Below are 24,834 nucleotides of genomic sequence, written 5' to 3' on the forward strand. Positions count from 1 at the left end.
CTCACGGAATGTCTTGGAAAAGATCAGTGATAAATGGTCAATTTTAACAGTGAGCATTTTGCTAAAGAATACTTATCGATTTGGCGAATTAAAACGTGAAATTGGTGGCATTTCTCCCAAAATGCTGACACAAACATTGAATAAATTGGAGGGGATCGGATTCATAGCAAGAGAGTCTTTTCCTGTATTACCCATGAAGGTGGAATATTCTCTCACGCCATTAGGAAGGGAGTTGGCTAATATCCTTGGTTCTCTCACTAGCTGGACAGAAGAGAACATGGATAAAATAATGCGTGCCGAGAGGCAATTCGCTGAAGCCCAATGTCCAGATTAGTGTGCAAACCATTTTAATACTGTTTCTTCTCCAAGATTATCGTAAATGTAGGATAAATACCGCGTTAATTCCTGTTCATAGTCATCATTTGGCGTGTTGTTTTCCGTGTCTGCGACTGGTTCATGATGAAAGAAAATACCACCAAGGTAAGTTTGGCAAAAATGTTGATAATCTTTGGTGAACAAAAGAAACGTATGCCACATATTATCAATCTCAGCCATTTCAGAATGAATCAGACAGGAAAAATTGAGTGAGTCATTGTTGGGATTCGCCTTCTTGTCAGATTTGTGTTTCATGCAAAGCCAGATGAATTTCATTAACTCAGATAATGCCTCTTCGGCCTGCATTTTCGCATCAGGATAGTCGGTATTATAGCGCGAAATAATCCTGGCGTTTTTATAGCATTTCAAGTCATTCAAATCGGGTAAATACATAATTTTTGCTCTATTTTTATGCACCCAGTTTAAGGGTGCATGATTTTAATTAGCCAATGCAAGTACCAGGACCGCAGTATCCTTTGCGTTTCATTGCGCTTTTCTTTTTAACAATTTTTCTGATTATTGTTTCTTTCATAGTGACTCTCCTTTTCGAGCATTGTGTTCGTTATTGAGAGTATAAAAATGTTATTAATCAGTCAATTAGTTACCAGTTGGTAACTAGGGGATTATTTGGATACCGCGAACACGTCGCGGTACGGAGTGGGTAGGGGTGTTATTAGGTACAGCGACCGGTCACTCTATTTCATTAATATAGGTGCTTAGAGCCTGTTCGGTTTGTTGAAGAACTTGTTGTAATTGCTCATAAAGAGGCTCTGCAGAGGGGCTGTAACCATTTTTTAATGCTTTTTCCAGGAACTCACAGGCGGAAAAAAGGCGACGGGTACCGCAATAAGCTGCTCCGCTTTTAAGCTTATGGGCCACACGCTCCAGTTTTTCCCATTGATGATGGGTAAATGCTTCTTGCAAAGCAATGCGGCTTTCAGGAATTTCTTTGCACAATAATATATTCAATAAGTTGAGCATTTCCTCTTCACTGCCTAATTGAGTAATGGCCTGTTCTTTATCGAAAAGGGGAAAGCTGTTGAAGCCATTTAGATCCTGCGCTGATTTTTTTTCAGCTTCCGCAGTATTGGGCCGGTTTTTCTTCATGACCTCTTCTAAGGCGGCGCAGGATAAAGGTTTGGTGAGTACCTGGTCTACTTTGTTTATTTGCGCATCGTTTAGTTCTTTGGCTGCGTGGGCGGTTAAGGCAAAAATTTGCCGTGGAGTCTGATTATGCTCTTTTTCCCATTGTCTTATTTGAGCTGCAAACTGAAATCCATCCATGCCTGGCAAGCCAATATCCGTAAAGACTATATCTATGTCATGAGTTTGCAAAAGTTGAAAACCGGCCTCTGCACTGTCTGCCGACAAATAATCACAGCCTGATTTTTTGAGCAAGGTTTCTGCCATTTTGCGCGCAATCAGATTATCCTCCACCAGTAAGACTTTAGGGCTATCAGATTCTGATTTAGGTAGGGTGTCATGAGTCTGCTCCAATTCTGCACCAGTCAATAAGGCATTTTTTACCTGGGTTGCAGGAAGATATTCGATTTGGGCTGGATTTTTGGTGATAGGTATTATTAGACTTACTGTCGTTCCCTCGCCTTCAATACTGGTTAGTTGAATTTTGCCGCCCATCAATTCAACGTATTTCTGCACAATATGCAAGCCGATTCCATGTCCCTGGTATTGGCTGTTATGCGAAGGTGTTGCGCGATAAAATCGTTCAAATACTTTTTCTTGCTGCGCTTCGGGGATCCCAACACCGGTATCAATGACCTGGAATTGTAATAAGTCGGTCGTAACTCGCTCAACCTTGACGATGACCGAGCCTTGATGGGTAAATTTAATAGCATTGCCAATTAAATTTAACAATACACGGTGTAATTTATGTTTATCGCCATAAAGACGAACAGGAACGCTCTCACCAATCACCAATACCAGTGACAGTTGTTTCATTCGAATAGTGGGCAGCTCCAACTGGGCGAGGCTATTTAAACACTCGGTCAGGTCAAACCAGTCATTGATCAAATCATCCTCATGGGGGTTATTCGCAGAAATAATATCCAGTACACCATTAAGCAGTGTTAATAACTGCTGCCCGCTCTGATGAAGCCATTGCGCATACTGTTTGGTTTCTGCATTTTCCAAGCTATCTTCAAGCATTTTGCCCATGCCGATGATCCCGGTAATCGGTGTACGGATATCATGGCTCATATTTGCAATAAATTCTGTCTTGGTCAGATTGGCAGCCTGAGCGGCTTTAAGTGCTTCCTGCAGATTGGCTTCTAATTGCTTGCGATCGGTAATGTCAATAGATACGCCAAGTACTCCAATGCAAGTTCCTTGTTCATCATAAATGGGCACTTTGCTGACCAGCATAATGGTTACCTGACCATCCGCTTGCAGGAATGTTTCTTCAACATTAATTTTAGCGTTTCCTGACATCGCATCCAGATCGCCTGCGACGAAGAGTTCTGCTTCTTCTTTTCTCCAGTTCAATTCAAAATCGGATTTACCCACAATCTCGTCCGGCGTTAAATTAATTAAACTGGCAAAGCGCTGGTTACAGCCTAAATAGACAGAGCGGATATCTTTCCAGAAAATGATATGCGGAACACTATCAATGATTTTCTTTAAATAAATCTCAGCGGGTGATTGATGCGGCAAATTAACAGCAACGACCCCAACTACGCCTATCAGCTGTCCAGTCTCTGATAAGAGCGGCGATTTATCCATTAAGAGGGTTAGTGCCTGATTGTTATGACGGATGGTTCGGCTGATGGCCGAGTGAGGCATGTTATGCATTAAAACCTGATCATCTGCTTCGCCGAAATAACGAATGACCGGGTGGCTTGCAACCAGCTCGCTGTCTGTTTTTCCTATCAATGCCTCAAGTGAGGGCAGACCCACAAATTGCAAAAAATGACGGTTGGCTCCCAGATAGGAGCCTTCCGTGGATTTCCAGAAAACCAGTTGCGGAATATTTTCCAACACTGTTTGTATCATTGATAGGGGTTGCATGAGGTGCTCCATCACCCTGATTATTAAACAAATTATACACCATTATAATGCCAGATGGATTGGCTCCTGATAAATACTTTGCCATTCTCTCACAATGTTCTCTGCAAGCGTTGTGGGAAAGGGGTTATAACCGGCTTTTGCCTGCTTGTCCAAAATGACGTTAATGCCATGATTATGGGCGAAAAAAATGGGATCCAGGTAGCGAAAAAGGGTCGGTTCAGTGAGTGAAAAATTAAAAGGTCTTTTATCAAATACCACATCACTATTACTAAATTGGCGGCCAAATTCATCATCTGCGCCCATGTTAATCAGTAAGGCATCCCCGCAATCTGCTTTTTCCAATTGATAGTAATCACTCATCAATCCCTGTACGCCGGTAGCTGTAACAACTGCATAAGCCTGCTTTATGGCCGCTTTTACAGCGTGCTTATCCGCCGCATTAATAAAACCAAGAGCTGAATCCTGCGGCGGCTTGCAATCGATTACCGTGATGTTTGAGGTGTAAGGCGATAAAGCATGAATAATGCCGCGTCCTACCTTGCCATTACCGATAACAATAATGGGCTGATTGTGGAATGCCGTACCGACTAATTCCTGTATAGCACGTATAAAGCCGTTGCCGGTTCCAAAAAATGTTTCAATTACTTTTAATTGCGAATCATCGACAGATACGAGGGGATAGTCTAGAGCCTGCGTCCTGTAACGCTCACTGCCGGTTTGAGTGAGTTCGACTGCTCCCAAACGTGGGGGCGGAAGATATATCAACTCCGCGCAGCAATCGAGGTGGAAATCAAAAGTGCTTGCATATTGCTTTTCCAATTGAACTGGGATTCGTGCGGCCTGCAATAATTCAATAGCGCGTTGTTCAGGTGGAACTATTTCAATACAGCTAGTCACCACCTCTGCGCCCCCGAGGGCTAACAGTTCAATTTTAAAAGCAGTGGCCAGGGTAAGCGGGGTGTTATGTAAAATTGTCAGTCCGCGATAGGGTTGTTCTGCCTGAATTCCATTTCGGGCTTTGCTTAAAAAGGGCAGATCGCTAACCTGGTAGTTTCGTCTTGCCTGCTCAAACGCTTCAAAATTGTAATTACTCATAGACACCCTTATTTCGACTAAACACTGGCAATCAGTGGCATGTTTTTAGGTCTTGGCGACAATCCCGATAAGCAATCGGAGATAGCGGAGGTCAATTCTATCAGTTCAGAAGGTGTTGCTAAATAGACTGATACGGGTGCAGGCTCTGACTGGCAATATTTGAATGTATAGTCTGGTATGGGCTGCCAGCCAATTAAATCGTACAAGGCTACCCATTCTTTGATGTTGCAAGTGGTTAATATACTTTGTTCATGAGCGATGCAATGTTGAAACACTGCTTTTAAAACTTTCAAGGCATAGTAGGGCTTATGGCCGCAGACCAGGGGGATTATCGCTTCACGATTGAGCTCGACTAAATTTAAAGTCTGTTTTTGACGCAGGATTGGCTCCAAAGCCTTTCTTGCATTTTCATAACGCTCAATTTCCAGCAAACCATTGGCATCATCGTGACAGAGTCTGGCGCATGCCATCATTGTGTGGTGATGGTAAATTGCAAACCATGTCGAGCAGTCATCATAATCATCAACCAACAAAAGACGATTATCCTGTTCTATGACTTGTATGTTCGAGGGGTTTTGGGGGTTTATCTGCCAGCCTAGCTCTTTTACATAAGAACTGTAGAGTAATGACTGGGCTCTGGTTAAACACTTTGGATTTTGTAAGATTCCACAACTTATTTCCGTGACCGTTGCTTGCTCCAAGATGACTCCTTAAATTTCCATTATGTTAAAAGTCAGAACAAATATAACATTATTTGTTCCAAAAGTGAACAGTTATTTTTCATGTGGTGCAATTATAATCCCTTTTGGCATTATTTGGTCATTGATTTTATAAAAAATAGCTAAGGAAAATTTTTATTAAAATTCGGTGGGAAGTTCTAAGAGTAGAGTTGTCTGTTAATTATTTCGGGGAGTGGGTTCAGGTATTATTAGGCAGGCATTACAAAAAGATCAAATAAGCCTTGAGCGGGCTTATGGCCGCAGCAAGGCTGTACTGAGTTATAAACGGGATTGGTTAATCCTTAGAGTATAGAAAACAATACCTAATAGCAGTCCATATACTAGATGTCCAACGAGGGGCGGAATATTGGCCTTGAGATCGACTAAATTCCATTTTGAAAATAGCGGGGCACCGGCAGCCATATAAGGTAATAAAGTCATAGGGCCTGCTATCCACATGCCAAAGCCAAAAAGGAGGCCTAATATAATAGCTGTACCCCAGGAATGAATGAAATAGCCAAAAACGATAGCAAACACAATACCGCTTATAATACTGACAATTGTATGGACAATAAGTCCGCCCGTGATTGTCGGCATGCCGATTATCGCTCCCAGTGTTTCAGTCATTCCGCCCATTAACAGAAAAAAACTGAACACAATCCCGGCAATTATCCCGGCGATGATTCCATGCAGCACTGTCTTCATTGAAAACATGAAATACTCCCTATTTCAAAAATTAAATTCGCCTGTATTGACAATAGGCTATACAATTTATAAGTCAAGTACAATTCCCCTGCAGCCTGTCAGACTACAGGGTCTGATAATACTATTGTAAGCGCTGCAGTAATCGTGCACGGGTTGTCTCATCAACAAAGGCATCTTCAAGCGCCATGCGGGTGAAATTAAGCATTTGCTGCTCAGAAAATCCGTAGATTTTTTGAGCCTGCATATATTCATTGGCCAAATGGGTACGGAAAAATGGCGGATCATCCGAGTTCAGGCTAATTCGTATTCCTGCAGCTAATAACTGCGGCAGCGGGTGGCTTTGTAAATCTTTAAACAAGCCCAGGGCGACGTTGCTTCCGGGACAGACTTCCAGTGCAATATTGGAGTCTTTAAGCCTGGCCATGGTTTCTGCTGATTCAATCGCCCTGACGCCATGTCCTATCCGTTTAATCGGCAGATAATCCATCGCCTCCATCATCCCCTCTGCAGAGGCAAATTCACCGGCATGAACAGTGCATTGCAAACCGCCGTCAGCAGCAATCTGGTAGGCTTTAGCAAACAGTTTTGGGGGAAAATGGATTTCATCGCCGCCCAGGCCAAAGCCGGTAACACAGGCTACATTTTCTTTAATTGCCTGCCGGGCTACTTTAATTGCGGATTCTTCACCGAAATGCCTTACTGCAGTAACAATAATGCGCCCGACGATTTGATATTTTGCCTCAGCATCGTCAATGGCTTGCTGTATGGCCGCCAGATGCTCGCTCGAGGGAATGCCGCTGGACATTTCAGCGTGATCGGGCGAATACATCATTTCCACATAGATGCCTCCTGCCTCCGCCCTTGATTTCAGATAATCAAAGGTGATGTCGTAATAATCCAGTGGATTTTTAATTACTGAGGCCACGGAATCATAGGCTTTTAGAAAATCGAGAAAGTCTTTGTACTGATAGGATTGGCCGTCAGCGGCGAATAAATTGGAAGGCAGATTAATCTTGTTGCGTTTGGCCAGTTTCAAAGCCAGTTCTGGAGAAATAGTTCCCTCCAAATGAACATGTAACTCCGCCTGCTTAATTGTGGTCATCAAAACTCCTGATTGGGAAACGAATAATGGTAAGTTAGCACAAAAAGCGCTAAAATTAATGGATTATGATACCTCGGAATGTACTATGAGCAAAAATGATATTGATAAGGCCTATGTAAGTCCTATTGATAAGTTCCTTTTTCAATTTGATGCAGAGCATGAAAAATCGGCTTCCCAGAAAAAAGAGATTAAAAAGCATAAACGTATTTTTTATTATCGCGACCATGCAAAACGGGATGATAATAAAGAGGAAATCTGGGAAGATTTTTAGTCCAGGAAGCCTCTCGACCATCCGAATCTTTGCGGCGCAGCCCTTTCGAATCCCTCTGGCAGCCCTTTCGAATCCCCGCGGCTTCGACCGCGGGGCCCACGTCTGATGGCGGAACATGCCTTAAGTTTGCAATGTTGCGAAAAATTGAGAGTGAAAAAGCACAAGACTGATATCCTAAACAGGCATCGTCTGGGCCCCGCGGTCGGTGCCGCGGGGATTCTCTAGGTCGGTGCCGCGGGGATTCGAATGGTCTGGGTCAAGCTTTAATTACCCCAGGAAAAAATGCAGCATCTTGTAGGATAAAACCGTCAGTAGAGAAGCAGCGGGCAATGTCAGAATCCATGACATGAAAATGTTGCGGATCACTATTAAGTTTAAGGCGCCAATACCCCGGGCAAGCCCTACACCCAATACCGCACCCACCAAAGTCTGAGTGGCTGAAACCGGAATGCCGGTGCTGGTCGCAACAACTACGGTTGTAGCAGCTGCCAGTGTTGCGGCGAAAGCCCGGCTGGGGGTCAAGGCAGTGATTGAGCTGCCTACTGTTTCAATAACCTTACGGCCATACATTAAAAATCCGACAATAACGCCGAAACATCCCAGGAAAATAATCCATACGGGATATTGAGTAACGGAGATGGGTGTATTTGCCTGGGTAATCAGGCTATGGATAATAGTCAGCGGGCCTACTGCCAGAGACACATCATTCGCTCCATGTGCAAAAACCATGGCGCAGGCGGTCAATGCCATCAATACTGCGAAATACTTTTCTACCTGCAAAAAGCGTTCACGGCGCCTGATTTTAGGCACTTCAGGGATTCTGCGGATAAAAATTATTCCAATTATTGTAATTACAATGCTGGTGGCCAGAGTGACAGCGAGATCCTGCTTTAAATTAAGATGAATATCAAAATGATTCAAGCCCTTAAAAACCGTAATAAATGAAAGCACGGAGCCAATCAGGAAAAGGTAGATTGGAATATATAATTTGGCTTTTTCCAGCGGATCGCTCTTAATGAAAATCGTTTGCTGGATACTGATAAACAAAGTGTAGGCTGTGATTCCGGCTATAAGCGGAGAGGTAACCCAACCTGCGGCAATACGGTAGACCTGTGACCATTGAATGGCATCCATTCCCAGAACCACACTGCCAAAGCCGACCATCGAGCCGACAATCGCATTGGTAATGGAAACTGGAAGTCCGAGATAGCTGGCCAGATTCATCCATATTGTACAAGCCAGGAGAACACTTAACATGCCCTCGATGAGAATTAAAGGCTGCTCTGATAATTCACTGCTGACAATAATCCCGTCACGCATGGTTTCAGTGACACCGCTGCCGCCAAGAAAGGCGCCGGCAAACTCAAAAATGATCGCAATAATCATCGCTTGCCGTACAGTGACTGCTTTTGAGCCCATGGTGGTGCTCATGACATTGGCCAAATCGTTTGCGCCAACTCCCCAAGTCATGAGAAAACACAATGCAATAGCACCCAAAAGAAAAAATAAAGAATAATCCATAAGATATACTACCTGGCGATAAGAATTTGTAATTTGCCGCCCACAGTTTGGGCATGATCAGCTAAATCACCAATCCATTGGACCAGTTTATAAAGAAAGATCACTTCAATAGCTGGTAGATCCTGTTCAAGGTCAAAGATGCGGTGCCTGATATCCGCTAGTTTGTCATCACTATCGTGCTCGATTTCGTCCAGCGTCATAATCATTTCTTCAACGATTTTCACTTCGCTTCCACGAAATCCGCTTTCCAGCAATTCATCCAATTCATTGATAGCCTTACAAGCCTGTTTGGCTGCATCAAGACAGCGGTTCAGAAAGGGCATGAACAGGGGGGACAGCGCTGGAGGAATGACCATTTGCCTGCTAACAATCAAGCCTGCAATATCTTGTGCCTTGTTGGCGATTCTATCCTGTGCACTTAGCAGTTCGAGTAAATCAGTGCGTGAAACGGGTAGAAAAAGGCCGGTGGGTAAATGTAGGCGCAAGTCGCGTTTTATCAAATCCGCTTCTTTTTCCAGCGTTGATATTTTAAGCTTGATGTCATTAGCTGTTGACCAGTCAAGCTTCAAAACCGCTTCAAAAAAAGGCAAGAGCTGCTTAGCACACTGGGTTACTTTACGCATGTGCTGCTCAATTGGACGGATAGGTGAAGGTCCAAACATATTGAAAATACGTGTCATGAAATTTGCTTGTCACCTTATTCGCGATGCCGCGATTATATACTTTTCATTGTATAAGATGCAATTTGCTATGAAAGTTTTTCATTATAATTTTGCATGCTATTCTCAAAATGTCGGTAAAATAAACAGGAGTTGTGTCGATGAGACGTTTTATATGGATATTATGGTTTTTAGCGGGAAGCCTTTTTGCTGCGCCTATGGTTACAAAAGTAATAGAGCTCCATTACCAGCAGGCGGATACAGTTATTCATTTGATTAAGCCTTTGCTATCCCAGGGTGAGGCAATCAGCGGCAGCGGCCAGACCCTGGTTCTTAAAGTGACTCCTGAAACACTGACTCAGCTTCGCGGGGTTTTGCATAAACTGGATCAACCGCCTGTTACTTTTGAGATTACTGTATTTCAGGGGGATCCTGACTGGTTAAGCACGCAGAACTCCAATACAATCAGCATAAGCACTTCCTCCAATCAAAATCAACAGCGCTATCAGTCGGTCAAGGTGATGAATGGCGAGTCAGCCTTTATCAGTACGGGAGAGGACCAACCGGTTATCAGCAATGTAGGGATCGGCTTCTGGAGCGCGGGTGTCAGTTATGACCGGCGTCTGGTTCAAACCGGGTTGCTGGTAGAGCCTTTGTTGCAGGGACAGAGAGTTAAACTCTCAGTCAAGCGAATTCGGGAGCAGGATACCCAGATTAGCGATCAAAGCTTTAACCAGCAGGAGGTAATGACTACCGTGATAGTGCCATTAAATGAATGGACGCCATTAGGTACCGCTCAGGGAGAACCGCCGGCGGATAGCAATACAGAAGTTATTCGTGCAGGGACACCATTTACGCAAAACTCAACCCTATACATCAGGGTTAAGGTAGTAAGTAAAAGCAGCTCCGGGATTGAAAAATAATTAAGAACTGCCTTTGAATTACAGCCCCGCCAAACACGGGGCTGTAAATCAGTTTTACAAAAGATTGATTAGAGCATAGAGCGATATCTCATGCAATTATTTAAGAGTCTAAAATACGTCAGTGCTGATAATGTTGAATTTTATACTTGAAACGCCAAAATAAAAGAAATACGCTGCTAACTGCACCAATCATCATTCCCCACCAAAGCCCCGTGGTTTTCATATTGAATTGCATAGCGAAAAAATAGCCGATGGGTAAGGCAAGCAGCCAGAAACTGAAGATTGAAATCATCAAGGTGAACCGCGTGTCTTTTAAGCTTCTTAATGCGCCAAAGAGTGCAATCCGCACTGACTCCGCCATTTGGAACAAAGCAGCGACGGCAAGGATTCTTGCAGCATCGTGTATGATGGAATAATTTTCGGGTTTGCTGAGATCAAAATCGATAGAAATCAGAATATAGGGCAAGAACCAATAGCAAAGTGCCACCAGGAACATAAACGCAAAAGAAAGGTTCATCCCCGCATACGCAGCTTTTTTAGCGGCCAGCGTCTCTCCCGCGCCCAGTAAATGTCCCATGCGAACCGTTATAGCCTGGGCAATTGAAAAAATAACCGACATCAGGGTACCCAGATATTGCATAGCAATCTGGTTAGCTGCCAATAATTGGCTGCCAAAAAAGCCCATAATCAGGGTCAGGGTGAAAAAGAAGCCGACTTCAATGCAGTACATAAACCCGATTGGGAAACCGATACGCAGCAGCTCGAACAGATAGGACGGCTTGCTGGTATTAAACAGTTTTTTGAAGTAGGGATGGTAGGATTTATCTATCAATAGATAAACTGTCAGCAAAATTACGGTAATCCAGTAACCAACCGTCATTCCCCAGCCAGCACCGGCGATCCCCAGTGCCGGCAGCCCCCATTTTCCAAAGATCAGCAAATAACTGAAAAGAATATTCATGGCGACATAGACCACACTGAATTTTAGAATGACTCTGGCATGGCCAAGCCCAATAATGATTTCAAATAATGCAGTCATAATAAAAGTGGGTAGCAGCCCCCAGCTGATGGCATGCAGATAAGCTTGTGCTGAGGAAACTACTGCCGGGCTTTGCCCCAAAACCAGAAAAACCGGTGCCATATTGCGGAAAATTAAAAAACTGGGGATAACCAGAATCAGCGCAAGCCAAAGGCCGTCTCTTACCACCCGCGTAATCCCCTGGTGATCTTCGGCACCATACTTATGAGCCACCAGGATGTTAATGGAGCTTAATGTTCCAAAGAGAATGACCACAAAAGTGCCAAATAACCAGCTGACTAAAGATCCGGCGGCCAGAATGTCAGGGCCTAAGCGGGAAAGAAAAACAGTTTCAAAAAAGAAAACCCCGGATTGCAGAATACCGGTCAAGGCCAGCGGGATTGCCAGCTTAATCAGAGGGGAATAGTCGTTTTTGAATCCATTCATGGTATCAGGCCGATTTTAGTTTTTAATGGGATTGCTGATTGAGTCATATTCAGTTTTTGTTATTCATTCATTATAGTAGCAAAGTCATTGCCAGGAAGTTTAATACCTTGACAATCCACGAGATTGACCAAACAATAGCGGCTTATTTGACATTATCAGGTTAAATCATGCAAATTATCAGTATAAAAGGCCGTGAAATTCTGGATTCCCGCGGTAATCCTACTGTAGAGGCTGATGTAATACTTGCGAGCGGTGAAATGGGGCGCGCTGCTGTTCCTTCCGGTGCGTCTACTGGTAGTCGAGAAGCCTGTGAGCTCCGGGATGGCGATAAAGCCCGTTATGCTGGGAAAGGCGTCAGAAAGGCGGTAGATTTTATCAATCAGGATATTAAGCAGGCCCTGCAAGGTTTCTCGGTAGAAGAGCAAGCCGGAATTGATGAAACGCTTTGCCAGCTGGATGGCACAGAAAATAAATCCCGTTTGGGAGCTAATGCGATACTGGCGGTGTCTCTGGCTTCAGCACGCGCTTTCGCCAGTGCCCGTAAAGAGCCTCTTTACATGAGCCTTAATCAGGGACAGCGCATGTCAATGCCAGTTCCGATGATGAATGTCTTAAACGGCGGGGCGCATGCGGATAATAATGTCGATATCCAGGAATTTATGCTGATGCCAGTAGGTGCTTCGGATTTCTATAGCGCCTTGCAAATGGGAACCGAAGTATTTCACGTTTTGAAAGCGGTTTTGAAAAAGCAGGGTTTGAATACGGCAGTGGGTGATGAGGGTGGTTTTGCTCCGGATCTGAAATCGAATCGCCAGGCGCTAGATATGTTATCTCAGGCAGTGGAACAGGCTGGGTATAAATTAGGTAAGGATCTGGTGTTTGCACTGGATGTTGCGGCTTCTGAACTCTATAAAGAAAATTCCTATCATTTGGCTTCCGATAATAAGACCCTCGATAGCGCTGGCATGATTGCTTACTATGAAGAGCTGGTTGCCAGTTATCCCATCGTCAGTATTGAGGATGGTCTGGATGAAAATGACTGGGATGGATGGCGTGAGCTAACCCGTCGGCTGGGAAATAAAATTCAATTAGTGGGTGATGATTTGTTTGTTACCAATCCCCGTATTTTACAAGAGGGAATTTCTCAAAAGATGGCCAATGCGATTTTAATCAAGTTAAATCAGATTGGCACGCTGACAGAAACACGTCAAGCTATTCAATTGGCGCAGGCTAATGGCTACCGCTGCGTGATGTCTCATCGTTCCGGTGAAACCGAAGATACCTTTATTGCTGATTTGGCGGTGGCTACAGGTTGCGGGCAAATTAAAACAGGTTCGCTTTGCCGTACGGATCGTGTGGCTAAATACAATCAATTAATAAGAATCCAGGAGCAATCCGGATTACCCTATGCTGGTAATGTATTTTCATAATACCTCGACTCTGGACTTGGGCTATAACTTTGCTGAACTGGACTCCACAAATCCATAAAGCAAAGTTATACTGGAACAACCGCTTCTTTGATTACACGCATATGCGCTCAATTATTGTCATATTACTGGTAGCTCTCATCGGTCTGCAGTACAAACTGTGGCTCGGGGAGGGTAGTATTAGCCAATGGCGTCAGCTGGATAATAAAATTGCTGAAAAAACAGTCGAGAACGAGCAACTGCTCGCGCGTAATCATGCTATTGAAGCTGATATTCTCGAATTGAAAAGCGGCGAGCAGGCTTTGGAGGAGCAGGCGCGTTTTGAGCTGGGTATGGTAAAGGATGATGAGGTGTATTATCAGTTCATTGAGTAATTTTGTCCTGCCTGATGACATGACTAGCTAATAGGAATCCATTCCAGATTAGCAGGGACAAAAGGAGGGCTTTCCCATAAACTGATGACATAACCACCACCGCCCGAACCGGTAGGCTTTACGGCCAAGGCACCAAGATTCTGAAGATTTTGAATATGATGACCTAAATTCTCACTTATCAGCCCCCAGTCTTTAAAACATTGCCCGGCTTGCTGAATCGCATCGCTCAGCAGGGTTAAACTGGCAGGTGAGTAGTCCTCCTTTAGTGCCTTGCGGCATTTATCAACCGCGTCCTGCATGGACAAATCAATGGCTTCTGCCTGAGCGCTATTGGATTGCCACAACTGATTGACCTGGTTGATGCAGTGCGAAGTGAAGCCTATTTGCCCGCAAGATGATAAATACCAGACAGGCTTCCATTTTTGGACCATCGGGCTTACCTGACCTTGTTTAAAGGCAATACCTGACTCAGCCGAAACGCCAGCGATATCCAAACCGCTGCTTTTGCCATGAAAGAGGTTTTCGAGATTTTTTGCAAAAAGAGAAGTGGTTTCAGGCGTGATCAGCTTTTGCGCCGCGAACCAGCGTGCCATTGCCACACAAAGGGCTGCGGATGCACCCATCCCCACACCAACCGGAATGTTGCAATGCAGGTGAAAATGCCCAGTTAAACGATTTAAAGATTGGCCCAGCAATTGTTGACCCTGTTCGAGCACGCTCCAGAATAGAAGGTGCATGTCAGCGCCATTGGGACCTTCATAATTGGCGCTAAGCTCTGAATCCGAGGGTTTATAGCTGAATATCAGCTTTTTTTCCTTAATTGGGAATACTAGTGCGCTATGGCCTCTCAATACAGCGTGTTCACCCGCTAAAATCCATTTGCCATACGTTGTTGTTTGAAACTCATAGTACGTCATAATTTCCAACCAAATGTTGTTGTTTAAAGCGCTGAGCCAGCTCTTCTTGATCCGGGCGATAAAGCAAATGGATATTCGGGCCAGCGTCCATAGTTACAATAGGACCATCACCTTCTTTTTCCCATAGCATCTGTAAAGATTTTAGCAGGGATTTACTATTTGGGGTCATATAGCTGAATGGTTTTTCACAGGTAGCAAATAATTGGTGCATATCATGAAATTCGCGCCAGCAAATCTGATAGATATCTGCCCAGTTTTGCGCTTGCAAGGCATTCAGCAGAACTTTGAGATTTTCTATTGCTCTTTGCGGACGGGTTGCATAATGAATGCTGGTTTTAACCAGGCGATGCGCTTCACTGGAAGCGATTTTTTTTTCTTCCCGACTAATGACAATCACCTGGTGCAGTAATTGGTGATAGGGCAGATCAATCGCCTTTACGCTATCCTCCTGCCAGAGGGCCCAAGGGGCAAAAAAAGAGCGGCAGGAAGACCCTGAACCCTGGCGGCTGAGGTTTGCTGCCTCAGCAATGGGCGGCAGCGGAATATCTTTTAATTCACAAAGCGCCCGAATAGCGCATTTGGTAAGTGCGGCAAAGCTTGATGCAGAACTTGCCAGACCGCTTCCATGGGGAAAATTATTGGAGGAACGCACCAGGAAAGAGCCTTTATAGTTGAAATGATCTTTCAAAAAAGCCAGGTGTTTCAGGAAGCGTTTCTGCGAAGCAAGTGATAACTCAAAAGGCATGGCTCCCGGTAAATGCAGGGGTTCCCAAAAGTCTTCCCTGCCTGAATGGGTATCCAGCGTGACATTGCTTAATAAATTGGTGAGGGTATAGGACAGGGACGGATTAGCCGGCAGGTTGCTGTTATCATCCTTTTTTCCCATGTATTTAATAAGGGCTATATTTGCCGGTGCCTGAGCAAACCACTGCATGATTATTCTCCTCGCAGTTAATGACCGGGGACGTCATTCCAAAGTATTTTATGCAGCTGAATCTGAAATCTGACTGGCAGGCGATCCGCCACAATCCAGTCCGCTAAAGTTGTTGCCGGCAACTCTTTCCAGCTGGGTGAATACAGTATCTGAGTGCGTTCGTGCAAGCGATACTCCATTAAAAGCTGGTTTGCCCATTCATAATCGTTACGGCTGCATAACACAAATTTTATTTGATCAGAGGGTTTTAAGTGATCAAGGTTGCTTAATAAGTTTTTACCGCATTCCCCTGAGTCTGGTGTCTTCAAATCCATTACAATCATCACCCGCTGGTCCACTTCTTTTATATCGCGCGCGCCGCTGGTTTCCAGGGAAACATGATAGCCGGCATCGCATAGCTGCTGCATCAGTGGTAAACATCCGGGTTGCGCCAGAGGTTCACCGCCGGTTACACAGACATGAGTGCAACCGAAACTGGCTACTTTCTCAAGAATAGCAGATATTTCATGGAGCTCACCGCCGCTAAACGCATAGGCCGTATCGCAGTATTGGCAGCGAAGCGGGCAACCTGTTAGACGAATAAAAACTGTCGGCAACCCGACAGTCGTTGATTCACCCTGTAAAGAATGGAATATTTCAGTAATACGCAGTTGATTGTTTAACTTGGTCATGAGGCACTAAGTGAATGTAATTTAGCCAAAGCGAGTTGCGCTGTGGGAGTGTCAGGGTAATTCTTTAAAACTTGCTGCAGACTTTGCTTGGCTTCGATTTCTTTGCCTGAAGCGGCTTGAGCATAGCCAATTTTCAAAGTGCAGGCGGCTGCCTTGCTGGAAGAAGGAAATTGTTTCAGCACTACTTCAAAATGGTTAATCGCCTCATTGTAGTTTTTCTTGACCATATAAAGTTCGCCCAGCCAGTAATGGGCATTTGCGGTATACCCGCCATGCGGGTATTGGGTAACAAAAGTAGTCATTGACGCTAAGGCATCGTCAAAATGCCTGGATTTTACTAATTCATAAGCCGCTAGGTAGCTCAATTGTTCGTCGGCTGGATTATTTTTAGCAGAGGGAACTGCTGCAGGATTTATTTCAGTAATGGCGGTGTTGACTGCTTGAATGGGTTTTGCCGAATTGGTGGACACAGCTTGTGTCGGGGTTTTGCTAACAGTGGGTGCTGCTTTGCTTGCCAGATTTAGTTCAGATGAATTTTCATTCCTGGCGATTGATTTCGTCTGCATATTATTGCTCAGACGTGAATCGAGATCTTTATAAAACGATAACTGTTGTTGCTGAAGCTGTTTTAATTCATGGGCCTGCACTTCAAGTTGGCCGCGAAGCTCCTGGATTTCCTGCTTCATGCCTTGCAGCCTGTCTAATAACTCTGCGTTTTCGCTATGAGTCAGCTCATTATCCTGAGCCAGAGCGATTTCTTCCTCAGGATAACTATCATCCAGTTGTGCTTTGGCAACAGGTTGTTGTTCCATATCAGCCTGCTGTTCATCGAGAATCGCAAAGTTTTCGCTGTCATCCACTACAGGCGCTTCTGCAGCAACCTGTAGGGGTAGTAATCCAGCAAAACACAAGGCGAGAATGCGATGCTTCATTTGAATCATCTTGTAGCCTCATAAATAAATTCTACACGACGATTTTGCATGTGCGATCCTTCGTCGTGGCCAAAATTAGCGGGGCGCTCTTTACCATAGCTGACAACCCGTATTTGCTGTCTGCTCACGCCTGCCATACGCATTAATTCTGCAACGGTATTAGCCCGACGCTCGCCTAATGCAATGTTATATTCGCGGCTGCCGCGTTCATCAGTGTGACCAGCCAGGAGAACACGCGCTCCGGGATGGGATTTTAAATAATCCGATTGCGCATTTAAAGAGGCCATGTATTTGGGTGCAAAGGTGGAATCGTCATAAGAGAATAAATATAACTGATTATGCGGCGCTTGTGTCGTGTATGATTCACCTGGCTCCTGGCCCGCAAAGCGAGTAAATTGTCCCAAACCGTGTGCGGAAGCGTCACTGTCACCCATACCGGAATAATCACCAGCGCTGCCGGGGGTTTTTGAACAGGATGCCAGCAGGACGATGCTTGCTGCAACCAGTCCCAATTTTAAAAATGATTTAGCTCTCATCCTTTTCTCTCCTTCTTATTCTTGGTTACAAATATTATTCGGGGATCAAAAATTTAATTCGCCCTAATGGCGTGCCATTGTACAATTGTTTTTGTATTTCCGCCATGGTTTTAAGAATGGATTAGGGTATCCATAAGTCTTCAGGTTAAATGGGAGTCATTCCTGACGTGAGTCAATACAAACTCTGTAACAGCCTCTGTAAACAAACCGGTAGCCTGGTTAGCAGCGATTACGCCGCCATAAGGGGTATCACTTGGGCATGGCACATGTAGTTCGATTATTTTCGATGCAATAATTCGATTATCACTGACATGAGTCAAAACAATTTTGACGGTCAAATCAAGCTGGCTCGGTTTCTTCAGAAAACTTTGCTGCAATTCCAATAGCTGTGTATCGAGGCGATAATCGGTTAATTCTGAGGTTGCTGTTGAAGCCACTGCATAGAAATATCCGCTTTTCTGTAAGCTTTGCACCATCAAAGGCAAAAGCATATCTGCAGGGGGCCCCATCCAGGCATTGTGTACAAAACTGGTGACTTCAAATGGCTTATCAGTGTAAAGCATTTCCTCTGTATCATAACCAGTGGCTGCATCCGGATGAGTGATCAAAATAGAAGCATGCACAGGTTTTTGGGCAACAACCTTTCGGCTAAAGCTATCCAGCTTATATTCATTAGTGACTGTTGGTTTGACGGCACAGCCCTGTAAAAACAACAAGCCGGCAGCAATGCTGAAGCGTTGGATTAATTTATTCAAGTCACTCTCCTGGTCCAGCTTTGGGTGCGGCGGTTCCCCGAACCACCACAGCAGGATTCTGACGCATTAAATTGCTAACCTGTTCAAGATTGGCTGCGATATTATTTAAACGGCGCAGCAGAACAACGGCTGGCGGGATGGTTTGTTGTGAAATTTTATCTAGCGCTGTTTTTCCTGCGTCCATTGCGGTACCGACTTTTTCCCCTGCCAGGCTGATTTGCTCCGTCATCGCATTCAATTTGCCAACACCCTCTTTAACATCCTGAATGATGCCCGGAAGGTCTTTACTGGCCTTGGCAATATTACGGGTTAAAGTTTCAGTGCTTTTCAGGGTGTGGTTAATCACTTGGTTATTTTTAGCGACTACATCGGAAAATCCTTCCAGATTTTTTAATGTGTTTTTTATATACAGTGCATTCTCATCATCAAATATTTTATTAATTTTAACTGTAACGCCATTCACATTTTCCGCAACTTCTTTCAATACGCTGTCTAACTGATAAAAGAGGGAGGGCTTGGCGGGAATGATAGGATAGGGTTCCTTGGGAATCTTCTTTAATGGGGTGAGATCAGAGGAAGTGGCGGACAGGCCGACATAAGTTGTTCCTGTGATCCCCTGGGAAATCAGGGTTGCAGTGGTGCTTGTAGTAATGGGGGTACCGTCCTCAATCTTCAATAGAATCTTTACCTGCTGGGGATCAATTTGGCTTAGTTCAATTTTTGAGACAGAACCTACTGGAACACCATTGTATTTTACTGGTGAATCTTCAGTTAAACCGGAAACCGCTTCGTGGATATAAACTGCATAGATTTTATACTTTTTCTGATCGAATCCTACCGATAGCCACAGTGCTGAAGCCAGCAGGGCTGCAGTAAGAATAACAACAGTTAGTCCCACGATAGTGTAATTTGTTTTAGCTTCCAAAGATCGTCGCTCCGGTGGCAAAATATCAACAGACCCTAGTAGTTTAAAATTTACTAAAGTATTCAGCAATCAGTGGATGCGGATTTTTCATTAATTCTTTCAACGGCTCCACTGCCAAAATTTTTCCACTGCCAACAAATGCAACCCGATCAGTCGATTTCAGGGATTCAAGATCGTGGCTTATCATTACAATGGTCAGGTTTAAGGTTTTACGTAAAAACAAAATCAGTTCATCAAACTGCCGCGCGCCTCTGGGGTCAAGACCAGTGGTCGGTTCGTCCAGGAATAACAACTCCGGATCCATGGCAATCGCTCTGGCTGCCGCCGCTCTTCGCTGCATCCCGCCACTTAGCTCAGCGGGATATTTGCTGGCTGATTCTTCCGGCAATCCGACCAGCGCTAGTTTGAGCATGGCCAATTTTTCCATGAACCGCTTATCCAGCTGGGTGAATTCCCGCATCGGGAAAGTAATATTTTCCAAAACAGTCATTGCGGAAAAAAGTGCACTGTGTTGAAACAACATGCCCCAACGCTGGCGAAGTTTATTTGCCTTACGTGTAGAAAGCGTTGAGATGTCCTGTCCAAAAATTTTAATGTCCCCTCCAGTGGGTTTCAAAAGCATTAACAGGCTTCGTAAAATAGTGGTCTTTCCGCTGCCGCTTCCTCCGATGATAGCAAGGATCTCCCCCTGGTTAACTGTCAGATTGACATCGGTGTGTACCCATTGACCTCCCAGTTTATTTTTCAGGCCGGTAATTTCAATGACTGGATCAGGCATTATAAATCCATCCAGCTGTATACAACGGAGAAGACCGCATCGGCAATAATAATTAAAAATAAAGCCTGTACTACACTTTTAGTGGTCTGGCTGCCGACACTGTCGGCGCTGGATTCCACCTGGAATCCCTGAAAGCAGCCGACTAAGGCAATCAAAAAGGCAAAAGCAGGGGCTTTATAAAGCCCAAGCATTAACTGTGTTAATCCAACAGAATCCTTTAAACGCGCCAGATAATCTACATGGCTGATGCCGAGCATCCATTTTGACATGAACATAGCGCCAAAGATGCTAAATACATCTGACCAGAAAATGAGTAATGGGAAAACGGCTAGCAAGCCGATGACTTTGGGCATTACCAGTAATTCAGTTGGCGACAGGCCCATTGTATAAAGCGCGTCAATCTCCTCGTTAATTTTCATGCTGCCAATCTGGGCGGTGAAGGCGGAACTGGTTCGGCCAGCAACGATAATCGCCGTGATAAGCGGCGCGAACTCGCGGAAAATAGCCATCCCTGATAAGTAGGCGATAAAAATATTGGCACCATAAGTCTGTAGCTGGAGTCCCATTTGATAAGCCAGCACCACTCCAATTAAAAATGATAACAAAGCAACGATAGGCAGGGCCTTGATTCCGGCAGAGTCAATAATGGAAATGATGCTAGGGATTTGAAAGCGGCGCCATTGCCCAAAAGCCTCAAAAAATTTGGTGCTTAAATCTCCCAGCAAAATAATAAACCCATCCGCCTGATTGATCTTGTGGATGGTTTCCTGGCCTATCATTTCAAGAACCGGTTGTGGTTTGGCGGGGGGAACCTGGAAATCCAGCGCTTCTTTTTTCTCTTTTATCAGATCAAGCAAGGCGAGTTGCTGAGAATTAAAATCATCCAGTTTGGTTTCTTTTTTATGCTCTGCCAGAAAACGCATAAAATTATGCAGGGCCAAGGCGCCGGCGCTATCAAAATGCTCCAGCTGCTTCCCGCTAATGGTCAGGGACTCAGTCTCAGGCAATTGCTCCTGTTGTACTGTTTCAATGAAACCGTTAAGCGAGGAAACCGTCCAGGAACCTGTACAGGCATAGCAGCGGTTTTGTGCGTCATATTTCAGCCCGGCGTCTGAGAGTATTTTAGTCATGATTACAGTGCGCTAACTCTGTGCAGATGCCGAAAGCAGTGAAGCTTTAATCTGCCAGCCGTTTACTATACCTAAATAAATTGGGTTTACGTAGAGTAGCTAGGCGCGCATTTTTTTTCAAGCCCATTGCATGGTGCGTTTGCCAATTTGAGCACTATGTGGGTTATGTGCTGAATTTTCAAGCAAATTCGAATCCCCATTGGTTATAAAAAGCAACAGCGAGGGGAATACCAATCTATAGTTTAGAAGGTATATACGGATAACCATAGGTTTGAAGTCTCCTGCAGGCATGAGAGTGTAAAATAACTTCTTTAGTTAAGTTTTAGAGCAGCTCGTATTATGCGAAATATAAACCCCAAAACTTTTTGTAAATGGGCTGTGACAATGAGGTATCACGCCAAGTATTCTGCCTATCGGTTTTTTTATAGATATTTGAGGACTGCTTATCATTGAGAACTTTAAGCTCATAATGATTCCCAAGAGTTTATAAGCAGAAAATTTATTCCATAAAAGAATTTTAGCTTAAATGCGTTGTTTTTCATTATGCTGTATCACTTTAAAAAGGATGTACGCACTTAAACAAGAAGGAATTAATGCCATAAATGCAAAACCAGAGAGATAAGAGAAAAATAACTCCATAAATGGCGCAAAAAATATTAATAAAAATTCAGGAAATTCCCAAATTACATAGTGATTCAAAAAAGCATCCAATAGGAACATTAATAATAAAGATAAGTTTCCGATGTAAAAACCAAGTATAAAGTACGGATAGGGTTTTAGCAGTAAGCTTTTTTTCATTGACTTAATCATTAGGACACTGGCCGTTAATGACGAAAATAAAATAAGGACTCCATTAAAATCTTTACTCACAGGTAAAGATTTTAAAATTTTTAAGCTATCTGCAAAGCCAAATATAAAAAGGAAAACGACTGCTCCAAAACAGTAATAGGAAATGATATACGTAGCTATTATTTTATATGTTTTCACTATTTAATAACTCTTGTGATAAGTTGAATTAGCTGACTCAATCTGACTCAACCAACATTTGTGGAGAGGGCTTTCACTATAGTCATAAATCCTCTGGAATTTCCTATTTTAATCATAAGCATTTACCGGGGCGCCAACGTCAACATGGTATCGCCTTAAAATTTTAACAAACGCCTCAGACATACTGAACGGTACTGGTGTTGTTCCATCTAAGTCTAGTTCCCGAGCAAAGTAAACTATTCTTCTTGCAATATACCATAGACCATTGCCTGTCTGCCATTGTATTGGCTTCATGATGCGTGAAGCGTTAACAAAGAGATGCTCCAGACACTCAAATTGTCCTTGAGCCTTTAATTCCTCGCCTAAAGAGATCTTCAACTGAAGATGCGGAAGGATCCGCCATCTTAGTTACTATAAGACTTGAGAAATTACGGAATTTATGAGATGACTCTACTTAATGTACCCGGCTTCAGGTCATGTTGGCAGAGCAGTAAGGATGTAAAAATAGATAATGCAGTTAATCAGGAAATTAAAATTATATCTTTGGGGGATCGATCCCGGCTATTTTCGTCTCAAACATGCCCTGAAAACGATCATGGCGATTTTGATTACCTTGGCGTTAACCACAAAAGAACCCCTGTTTGGAAAATTGATGGCAGGAATTGCTTGTGGATTTTCCTTGCAAGGTATTATTGCCAAGTCATTTGCTTTGCGTGTTATTCAGGTCATTGTATTTGATTTGGTGTATTTCCTGGCTTTTATTCTTGGGTTGAAAGTCAGGGATTCGCAGGATTTAACCTCAATTGTACTGATTCTGTTAGGCTTTACAGTGAATTATTGCAGGCGTTTTGGCTTGCAGAACAGCATGGCGCCCATGATGGCCTGGATCCTGTGTTTTTTTGCCACCATATTGCCCTTTGATACGCCAACTGAAGCCTGGATGCATTTGCATGCCCTGATTATAGGACTTCTTGTTGCGGCTTTAGTGGCCATATTTATTTTTCCAGAAAACTATCCAGGCTTATATATAAAAAATTCCAATCGATTGTTTAAGCTGCTGTCCAGAGGGATGAGGGAAATCCGCCACTATCTGGTTAAAAGAGATGTGATTCAGAGTTTTGAGAAACTCTCATTTGTAAAATTGAAACATAATATGAATCATTTGCTGGATAGCAATCAGACTATCGAGCAAAGTGATGTATTTGACGGCATGCAATCAACCGTCAGTGAAATTCTGGTGCATCAATATGCATTTGTCAGTGCGTATACTATGATGGTTGAGGCGTATCACATTTTAAAAATTCATGATTACCATCTTCCCCGATCAGTGCGACTATCATTAATCGTCATAAACCGCCGCTTCGCTGTTCTTTTTGATTCAGTGCGCATGAGAAGGGACTTTCGAATTGAGCTTGAGAATGCCCAGGTCTCTTTGCAGCAACTGGATGAATCCATGAGCCATGAGCTTTTGACTGAACCCACGCTGGTAATGGCTTTACTCAATTTAAAACTGACATTTAATCTGATTAACCAGCACATGACTGAATTAGTGAGGACTCAAGATGGCCATCCGCAATACCACTAAGATAGCATGGCAGGCTGCGGCAGCAATAACGATAGCGGAGATAGTCAGCTATTTGCTGAATCTGGAAAGAGGATACTGGGTGACCTTAAGTGCTATGGCACTGACCACACAGTCCTGGGGGGAGAGCCTTAAGCGTTCGCTGGAGCGCGTCAGTATGACCATTCTCGGCGGGGCGGGCGGCACGATCCTTTATTGGATAACCCCGCCAAATCAGTATGCGATTCTGGGGCTCATGCTCCTGTTCGTTTTTTTTACTGTCTACCTGTTTCAGATCTTTCATCTGGCGGCAATGATTGCCCTTACAGGTTTCGTGGTTTATTTATTTGCCATGTTTGGTGACTGGAATCTGTTCCTGCTGCGGGAGAGAATCCTGGATACGGCCTTGGGAGCGGCCATTGCCTTGATGGTTTCTACCTACTGTTTACCGGTCAGAACCAATGTTGTAGATCTGTTTGTCCGTTATATAGAAAAGATCCAGGCATCGCTGTCGAATGAATTCCTGCAGCGGCCGGTGAATGCGCAACCTGTAACGGTGCAGCATTTGTATCTTGAATATCAGTTGATCCGCAAAAATGCGCTCTCGATCAGTTATGAAGTTCTTTTTCATCGCATTAATCGTAAAGATTTCCATCTTCTGCTGACCCAAATTGCGTTCTGCACCCATTATGTGGTGGGGCTAATAGAAGCATACTCCTGGCTCGAGCCTTATATGAACGAGGAAGATAAAACGCGCATTCATATGGCTGTAGATACGAGTTTGCATAATCTGGAGGCGCTCAAAAAGCGTCTGAAAAAAGAATCCCATGCGCCCATGCTGCCAGCCCTTAATCTTATCGATATTCTAACCAAGGCGATTAAGGCCGATCCCTCACGGTTTTCTACCCTGGAAAGCAAGGCGCTGGGATTTTTCAATCTGATGTATTTTTTTACACGTCTGAATACCCGATTGAATGAAATTTATTATTTGCTGGAAAAAGTAAAGAAATGAAGATGTTTATGCTAAAGTCTGGCTTTTTTGAATAAC

Annotated in this window: 26 protein-coding genes; 7 read left to right on the plus strand and 19 right to left on the minus strand. The window is 44.0% G+C overall.

Annotated features, from left to right (window positions below; all coding sequences use genetic code 11):
• Positions 1-13 precede the first annotated feature (13 nt).
• Positions 14-334, plus strand: a complete 321-nt coding sequence (locus tag DYH42_RS02785) for a winged helix-turn-helix transcriptional regulator (RefSeq protein ID WP_237758936.1) — start codon at positions 14-16, stop codon at positions 332-334.
• Here the strand turns inward: DYH42_RS02785 and DYH42_RS02790 are convergent.
• The 6 genes from DYH42_RS02790 to DYH42_RS02815 all read right to left on the minus strand — a co-directional run bounded on the left by DYH42_RS02790 (position 331) and on the right by DYH42_RS02815 (position 7,020).
• Positions 331-768, minus strand: a complete 438-nt coding sequence (locus tag DYH42_RS02790) for a glycine-rich domain-containing protein (RefSeq protein ID WP_058522234.1) — start codon at positions 766-768, stop codon at positions 331-333. The two genes, DYH42_RS02785 and DYH42_RS02790, sit on opposite strands and share 4 nt — an antisense overlap.
• A gap of 297 nt (positions 769-1,065) precedes the next feature.
• On the minus strand, positions 1,066-3,399 hold the full coding sequence (locus DYH42_RS02795) for an ATP-binding protein (RefSeq protein WP_058522233.1): 2,334 nt from the start codon (positions 3,397-3,399) through the stop codon (positions 1,066-1,068).
• Positions 3,400-3,441: 42 nt separating this feature from the next.
• A complete protein-coding gene (locus tag DYH42_RS02800; RefSeq protein ID WP_058522232.1) occupies positions 3,442-4,494 on the minus strand; it encodes an NAD(P)-dependent oxidoreductase in 1,053 nt (350 codons plus the stop codon).
• 17 nt (positions 4,495-4,511) lie between these two features.
• Complete coding sequence (locus tag DYH42_RS02805; protein ID WP_058522231.1) at positions 4,512-5,195, minus strand: hypothetical protein; 684 nt, start codon at positions 5,193-5,195, stop codon at positions 4,512-4,514.
• Positions 5,196-5,492: 297 nt separating this feature from the next.
• Positions 5,493-5,927: a hypothetical protein gene (locus DYH42_RS02810; RefSeq protein WP_058522230.1), complete on the minus strand. Its 435-nt coding sequence runs from the start codon at positions 5,925-5,927 to the stop codon at positions 5,493-5,495.
• Between the two features lie 112 nt (positions 5,928-6,039).
• On the minus strand, positions 6,040-7,020 hold the full coding sequence (locus DYH42_RS02815; RefSeq protein WP_058522229.1) for an adenosine deaminase: 981 nt from the start codon (positions 7,018-7,020) through the stop codon (positions 6,040-6,042).
• 85 nt (positions 7,021-7,105) lie between these two features.
• On the opposite strand from DYH42_RS02815, the gene DYH42_RS02820 reads away from it, so the two are divergent.
• Complete coding sequence (locus DYH42_RS02820; protein WP_058522387.1) at positions 7,106-7,291, plus strand: CBU_0585 family protein; 186 nt, start codon at positions 7,106-7,108, stop codon at positions 7,289-7,291.
• 267 nt (positions 7,292-7,558) lie between these two features.
• Here DYH42_RS02820 and DYH42_RS02825 read toward each other — a convergent pair whose 3' ends face one another.
• Together DYH42_RS02825 and DYH42_RS02830 are read right to left on the minus strand one after the other, a co-directional pair.
• The gene (locus DYH42_RS02825) at positions 7,559-8,812 is read right to left on the minus strand and encodes an inorganic phosphate transporter (protein ID WP_058522228.1); all 1,254 of its coding nucleotides are present in this window, start codon (positions 8,810-8,812) and stop codon (positions 7,559-7,561) included.
• An 8-nt stretch (positions 8,813-8,820) separates the two neighbouring features.
• A complete protein-coding gene (locus DYH42_RS02830; protein WP_058522227.1) occupies positions 8,821-9,492 on the minus strand; it encodes a TIGR00153 family protein in 672 nt (223 codons plus the stop codon).
• A 140-nt stretch (positions 9,493-9,632) separates the two neighbouring features.
• Here DYH42_RS02830 and DYH42_RS02835 point away from each other — a divergent pair, with 140 nt between their 5' ends.
• Positions 9,633-10,394: a hypothetical protein gene (locus DYH42_RS02835; RefSeq protein WP_058522226.1), complete on the plus strand. Its 762-nt coding sequence runs from the start codon at positions 9,633-9,635 to the stop codon at positions 10,392-10,394.
• A gap of 118 nt (positions 10,395-10,512) precedes the next feature.
• On the opposite strand, the gene DYH42_RS02840 is transcribed toward DYH42_RS02835, so the two are convergent.
• The gene (locus DYH42_RS02840) at positions 10,513-11,859 is read right to left on the minus strand and encodes an MATE family efflux transporter (RefSeq protein WP_058522225.1); all 1,347 of its coding nucleotides are present in this window, start codon (positions 11,857-11,859) and stop codon (positions 10,513-10,515) included.
• Positions 11,860-12,026: 167 nt separating this feature from the next.
• On the opposite strand from DYH42_RS02840, the gene eno reads away from it, so the two are divergent.
• Both eno and ftsB read left to right on the plus strand, forming a co-directional pair.
• The gene (gene eno, locus DYH42_RS02845) at positions 12,027-13,289 is read left to right on the plus strand and encodes a phosphopyruvate hydratase (protein ID WP_058522224.1); all 1,263 of its coding nucleotides are present in this window, start codon (positions 12,027-12,029) and stop codon (positions 13,287-13,289) included.
• Between the two features lie 101 nt (positions 13,290-13,390).
• On the plus strand, positions 13,391-13,660 hold the full coding sequence (gene ftsB, locus DYH42_RS02850) for a cell division protein FtsB (RefSeq protein ID WP_058522223.1): 270 nt from the start codon (positions 13,391-13,393) through the stop codon (positions 13,658-13,660).
• A 23-nt stretch (positions 13,661-13,683) separates the two neighbouring features.
• Here ftsB and DYH42_RS02855 read toward each other — a convergent pair whose 3' ends face one another.
• From DYH42_RS02855 to DYH42_RS02900, 10 genes are all read right to left on the minus strand, one after another.
• The gene (locus DYH42_RS02855; RefSeq protein ID WP_058522222.1) at positions 13,684-14,577 is read right to left on the minus strand and encodes a mevalonate kinase family protein; all 894 of its coding nucleotides are present in this window, start codon (positions 14,575-14,577) and stop codon (positions 13,684-13,686) included.
• Positions 14,564-15,511 carry a diphosphomevalonate decarboxylase gene (locus DYH42_RS02860; protein ID WP_058522221.1) on the minus strand — a complete coding sequence of 316 codons (948 nt, stop codon included), beginning with the start codon at positions 15,509-15,511 and terminating at the stop codon, positions 14,564-14,566. Before DYH42_RS02860 ends, DYH42_RS02855 begins: the two co-directional genes overlap by 14 nt.
• A 17-nt stretch (positions 15,512-15,528) precedes the next feature.
• Positions 15,529-16,182 carry a 7-carboxy-7-deazaguanine synthase QueE gene (gene queE / locus DYH42_RS02865; RefSeq protein WP_058522220.1) on the minus strand — a complete coding sequence of 218 codons (654 nt, stop codon included), beginning with the start codon at positions 16,180-16,182 and terminating at the stop codon, positions 15,529-15,531.
• Positions 16,179-17,123: a tol-pal system protein YbgF gene (gene ybgF, locus DYH42_RS02870; RefSeq protein WP_058522219.1), complete on the minus strand. Its 945-nt coding sequence runs from the start codon at positions 17,121-17,123 to the stop codon at positions 16,179-16,181. The genes queE and ybgF overlap by 4 nt, the downstream gene beginning before the upstream one ends.
• Positions 17,120-17,650, minus strand: coding sequence for a peptidoglycan-associated lipoprotein Pal (gene pal / locus DYH42_RS02875; protein ID WP_058522218.1), 531 nt, complete (start codon positions 17,648-17,650; stop codon positions 17,120-17,122). The genes ybgF and pal overlap by 4 nt, the downstream gene beginning before the upstream one ends.
• A gap of 140 nt (positions 17,651-17,790) precedes the next feature.
• The gene (locus DYH42_RS02880) at positions 17,791-18,405 is read right to left on the minus strand and encodes an ABC-type transport auxiliary lipoprotein family protein (protein ID WP_058522217.1); all 615 of its coding nucleotides are present in this window, start codon (positions 18,403-18,405) and stop codon (positions 17,791-17,793) included.
• 1 nt (position 18,406) lies between these two features.
• Positions 18,407-19,330 carry an MlaD family protein gene (locus DYH42_RS02885; RefSeq protein ID WP_083503034.1) on the minus strand — a complete coding sequence of 308 codons (924 nt, stop codon included), beginning with the start codon at positions 19,328-19,330 and terminating at the stop codon, positions 18,407-18,409.
• Between the two features lie 43 nt (positions 19,331-19,373).
• On the minus strand, positions 19,374-20,108 hold the full coding sequence (locus DYH42_RS02890) for an ABC transporter ATP-binding protein (protein WP_058522216.1): 735 nt from the start codon (positions 20,106-20,108) through the stop codon (positions 19,374-19,376).
• Complete coding sequence (locus DYH42_RS02895; RefSeq protein ID WP_058522215.1) at positions 20,108-21,238, minus strand: MlaE family ABC transporter permease; 1,131 nt, start codon at positions 21,236-21,238, stop codon at positions 20,108-20,110. The genes DYH42_RS02890 and DYH42_RS02895 overlap by 1 nt, the downstream gene beginning before the upstream one ends.
• Positions 21,239-21,760: 522 nt before the next feature.
• Positions 21,761-22,225: a hypothetical protein gene (locus DYH42_RS02900; protein ID WP_065232774.1), complete on the minus strand. Its 465-nt coding sequence runs from the start codon at positions 22,223-22,225 to the stop codon at positions 21,761-21,763.
• Between the two features lie 511 nt (positions 22,226-22,736).
• On the opposite strand from DYH42_RS02900, the gene DYH42_RS02910 reads away from it, so the two are divergent.
• Complete coding sequence (locus tag DYH42_RS02910) at positions 22,737-23,810, plus strand: aromatic acid exporter family protein (protein WP_058522212.1); 1,074 nt, start codon at positions 22,737-22,739, stop codon at positions 23,808-23,810.
• Entirely contained in the window at positions 23,788-24,798 is a 1,011-nt protein-coding gene (locus DYH42_RS02915) for an FUSC family protein (protein ID WP_058522211.1), read from the plus strand. The genes DYH42_RS02910 and DYH42_RS02915 overlap by 23 nt, the downstream gene beginning before the upstream one ends.
• The last annotated feature ends 36 nt before the right edge of the window (positions 24,799-24,834 follow it).

Source organism: Legionella birminghamensis (assembly GCF_900452515.1).
Classification (GTDB): Bacteria; Pseudomonadota; Gammaproteobacteria; order Legionellales; family Legionellaceae; genus Legionella_C; species Legionella_C birminghamensis.

Bases quoted from the DNA above. Each gene is read 5' to 3' on its own strand.
- DYH42_RS02825 (WP_058522228.1), bottom strand. From the start codon at position 8,812: ATGGATTATTCTTTATTTTTTCTTTTGGGTGCTATTGCATTGTGTTTT.
- DYH42_RS02915 (WP_058522211.1), top strand. From the start codon at position 23,788: ATGGCCATCCGCAATACCACTAAGATAGCATGGCAGGCTGCGGCAGCA.
- DYH42_RS02830 (WP_058522227.1), bottom strand. From the start codon at position 9,492: ATGACACGTATTTTCAATATGTTTGGACCTTCACCTATCCGTCCAATT.
- DYH42_RS02840 (WP_058522225.1), bottom strand. From the start codon at position 11,859: ATGAATGGATTCAAAAACGACTATTCCCCTCTGATTAAGCTGGCAATC.
- ftsB (WP_058522223.1), top strand. From the start codon at position 13,391: ATGCGCTCAATTATTGTCATATTACTGGTAGCTCTCATCGGTCTGCAG.
- DYH42_RS02815 (WP_058522229.1), bottom strand. From the start codon at position 7,020: ATGACCACAATTAAGCAGGCGGAGTTACATGTTCATTTGGAGGGAACT.
- queE (WP_058522220.1), bottom strand. From the start codon at position 16,182: ATGACCAAGTTAAACAATCAACTGCGTATTACTGAAATATTCCATTCT.
- eno (WP_058522224.1), top strand. From the start codon at position 12,027: ATGCAAATTATCAGTATAAAAGGCCGTGAAATTCTGGATTCCCGCGGT.
- DYH42_RS02820 (WP_058522387.1), top strand. From the start codon at position 7,106: ATGAGCAAAAATGATATTGATAAGGCCTATGTAAGTCCTATTGATAAG.
- DYH42_RS02800 (WP_058522232.1), bottom strand. From the start codon at position 4,494: ATGAGTAATTACAATTTTGAAGCGTTTGAGCAGGCAAGACGAAACTAC.
- DYH42_RS02855 (WP_058522222.1), bottom strand. From the start codon at position 14,577: ATGACGTACTATGAGTTTCAAACAACAACGTATGGCAAATGGATTTTA.
- pal (WP_058522218.1), bottom strand. From the start codon at position 17,650: ATGAGAGCTAAATCATTTTTAAAATTGGGACTGGTTGCAGCAAGCATC.
- DYH42_RS02860 (WP_058522221.1), bottom strand. From the start codon at position 15,511: ATGCAGTGGTTTGCTCAGGCACCGGCAAATATAGCCCTTATTAAATAC.
- ybgF (WP_058522219.1), bottom strand. From the start codon at position 17,123: ATGATTCAAATGAAGCATCGCATTCTCGCCTTGTGTTTTGCTGGATTA.
- DYH42_RS02910 (WP_058522212.1), top strand. From the start codon at position 22,737: ATGCAGTTAATCAGGAAATTAAAATTATATCTTTGGGGGATCGATCCC.
- DYH42_RS02790 (WP_058522234.1), bottom strand. From the start codon at position 768: ATGTATTTACCCGATTTGAATGACTTGAAATGCTATAAAAACGCCAGG.
- DYH42_RS02810 (WP_058522230.1), bottom strand. From the start codon at position 5,927: ATGTTTTCAATGAAGACAGTGCTGCATGGAATCATCGCCGGGATAATT.
- DYH42_RS02835 (WP_058522226.1), top strand. From the start codon at position 9,633: ATGAGACGTTTTATATGGATATTATGGTTTTTAGCGGGAAGCCTTTTT.
- DYH42_RS02895 (WP_058522215.1), bottom strand. From the start codon at position 21,238: ATGACTAAAATACTCTCAGACGCCGGGCTGAAATATGACGCACAAAAC.
- DYH42_RS02890 (WP_058522216.1), bottom strand. From the start codon at position 20,108: ATGCCTGATCCAGTCATTGAAATTACCGGCCTGAAAAATAAACTGGGA.
- DYH42_RS02795 (WP_058522233.1), bottom strand. From the start codon at position 3,399: ATGCAACCCCTATCAATGATACAAACAGTGTTGGAAAATATTCCGCAA.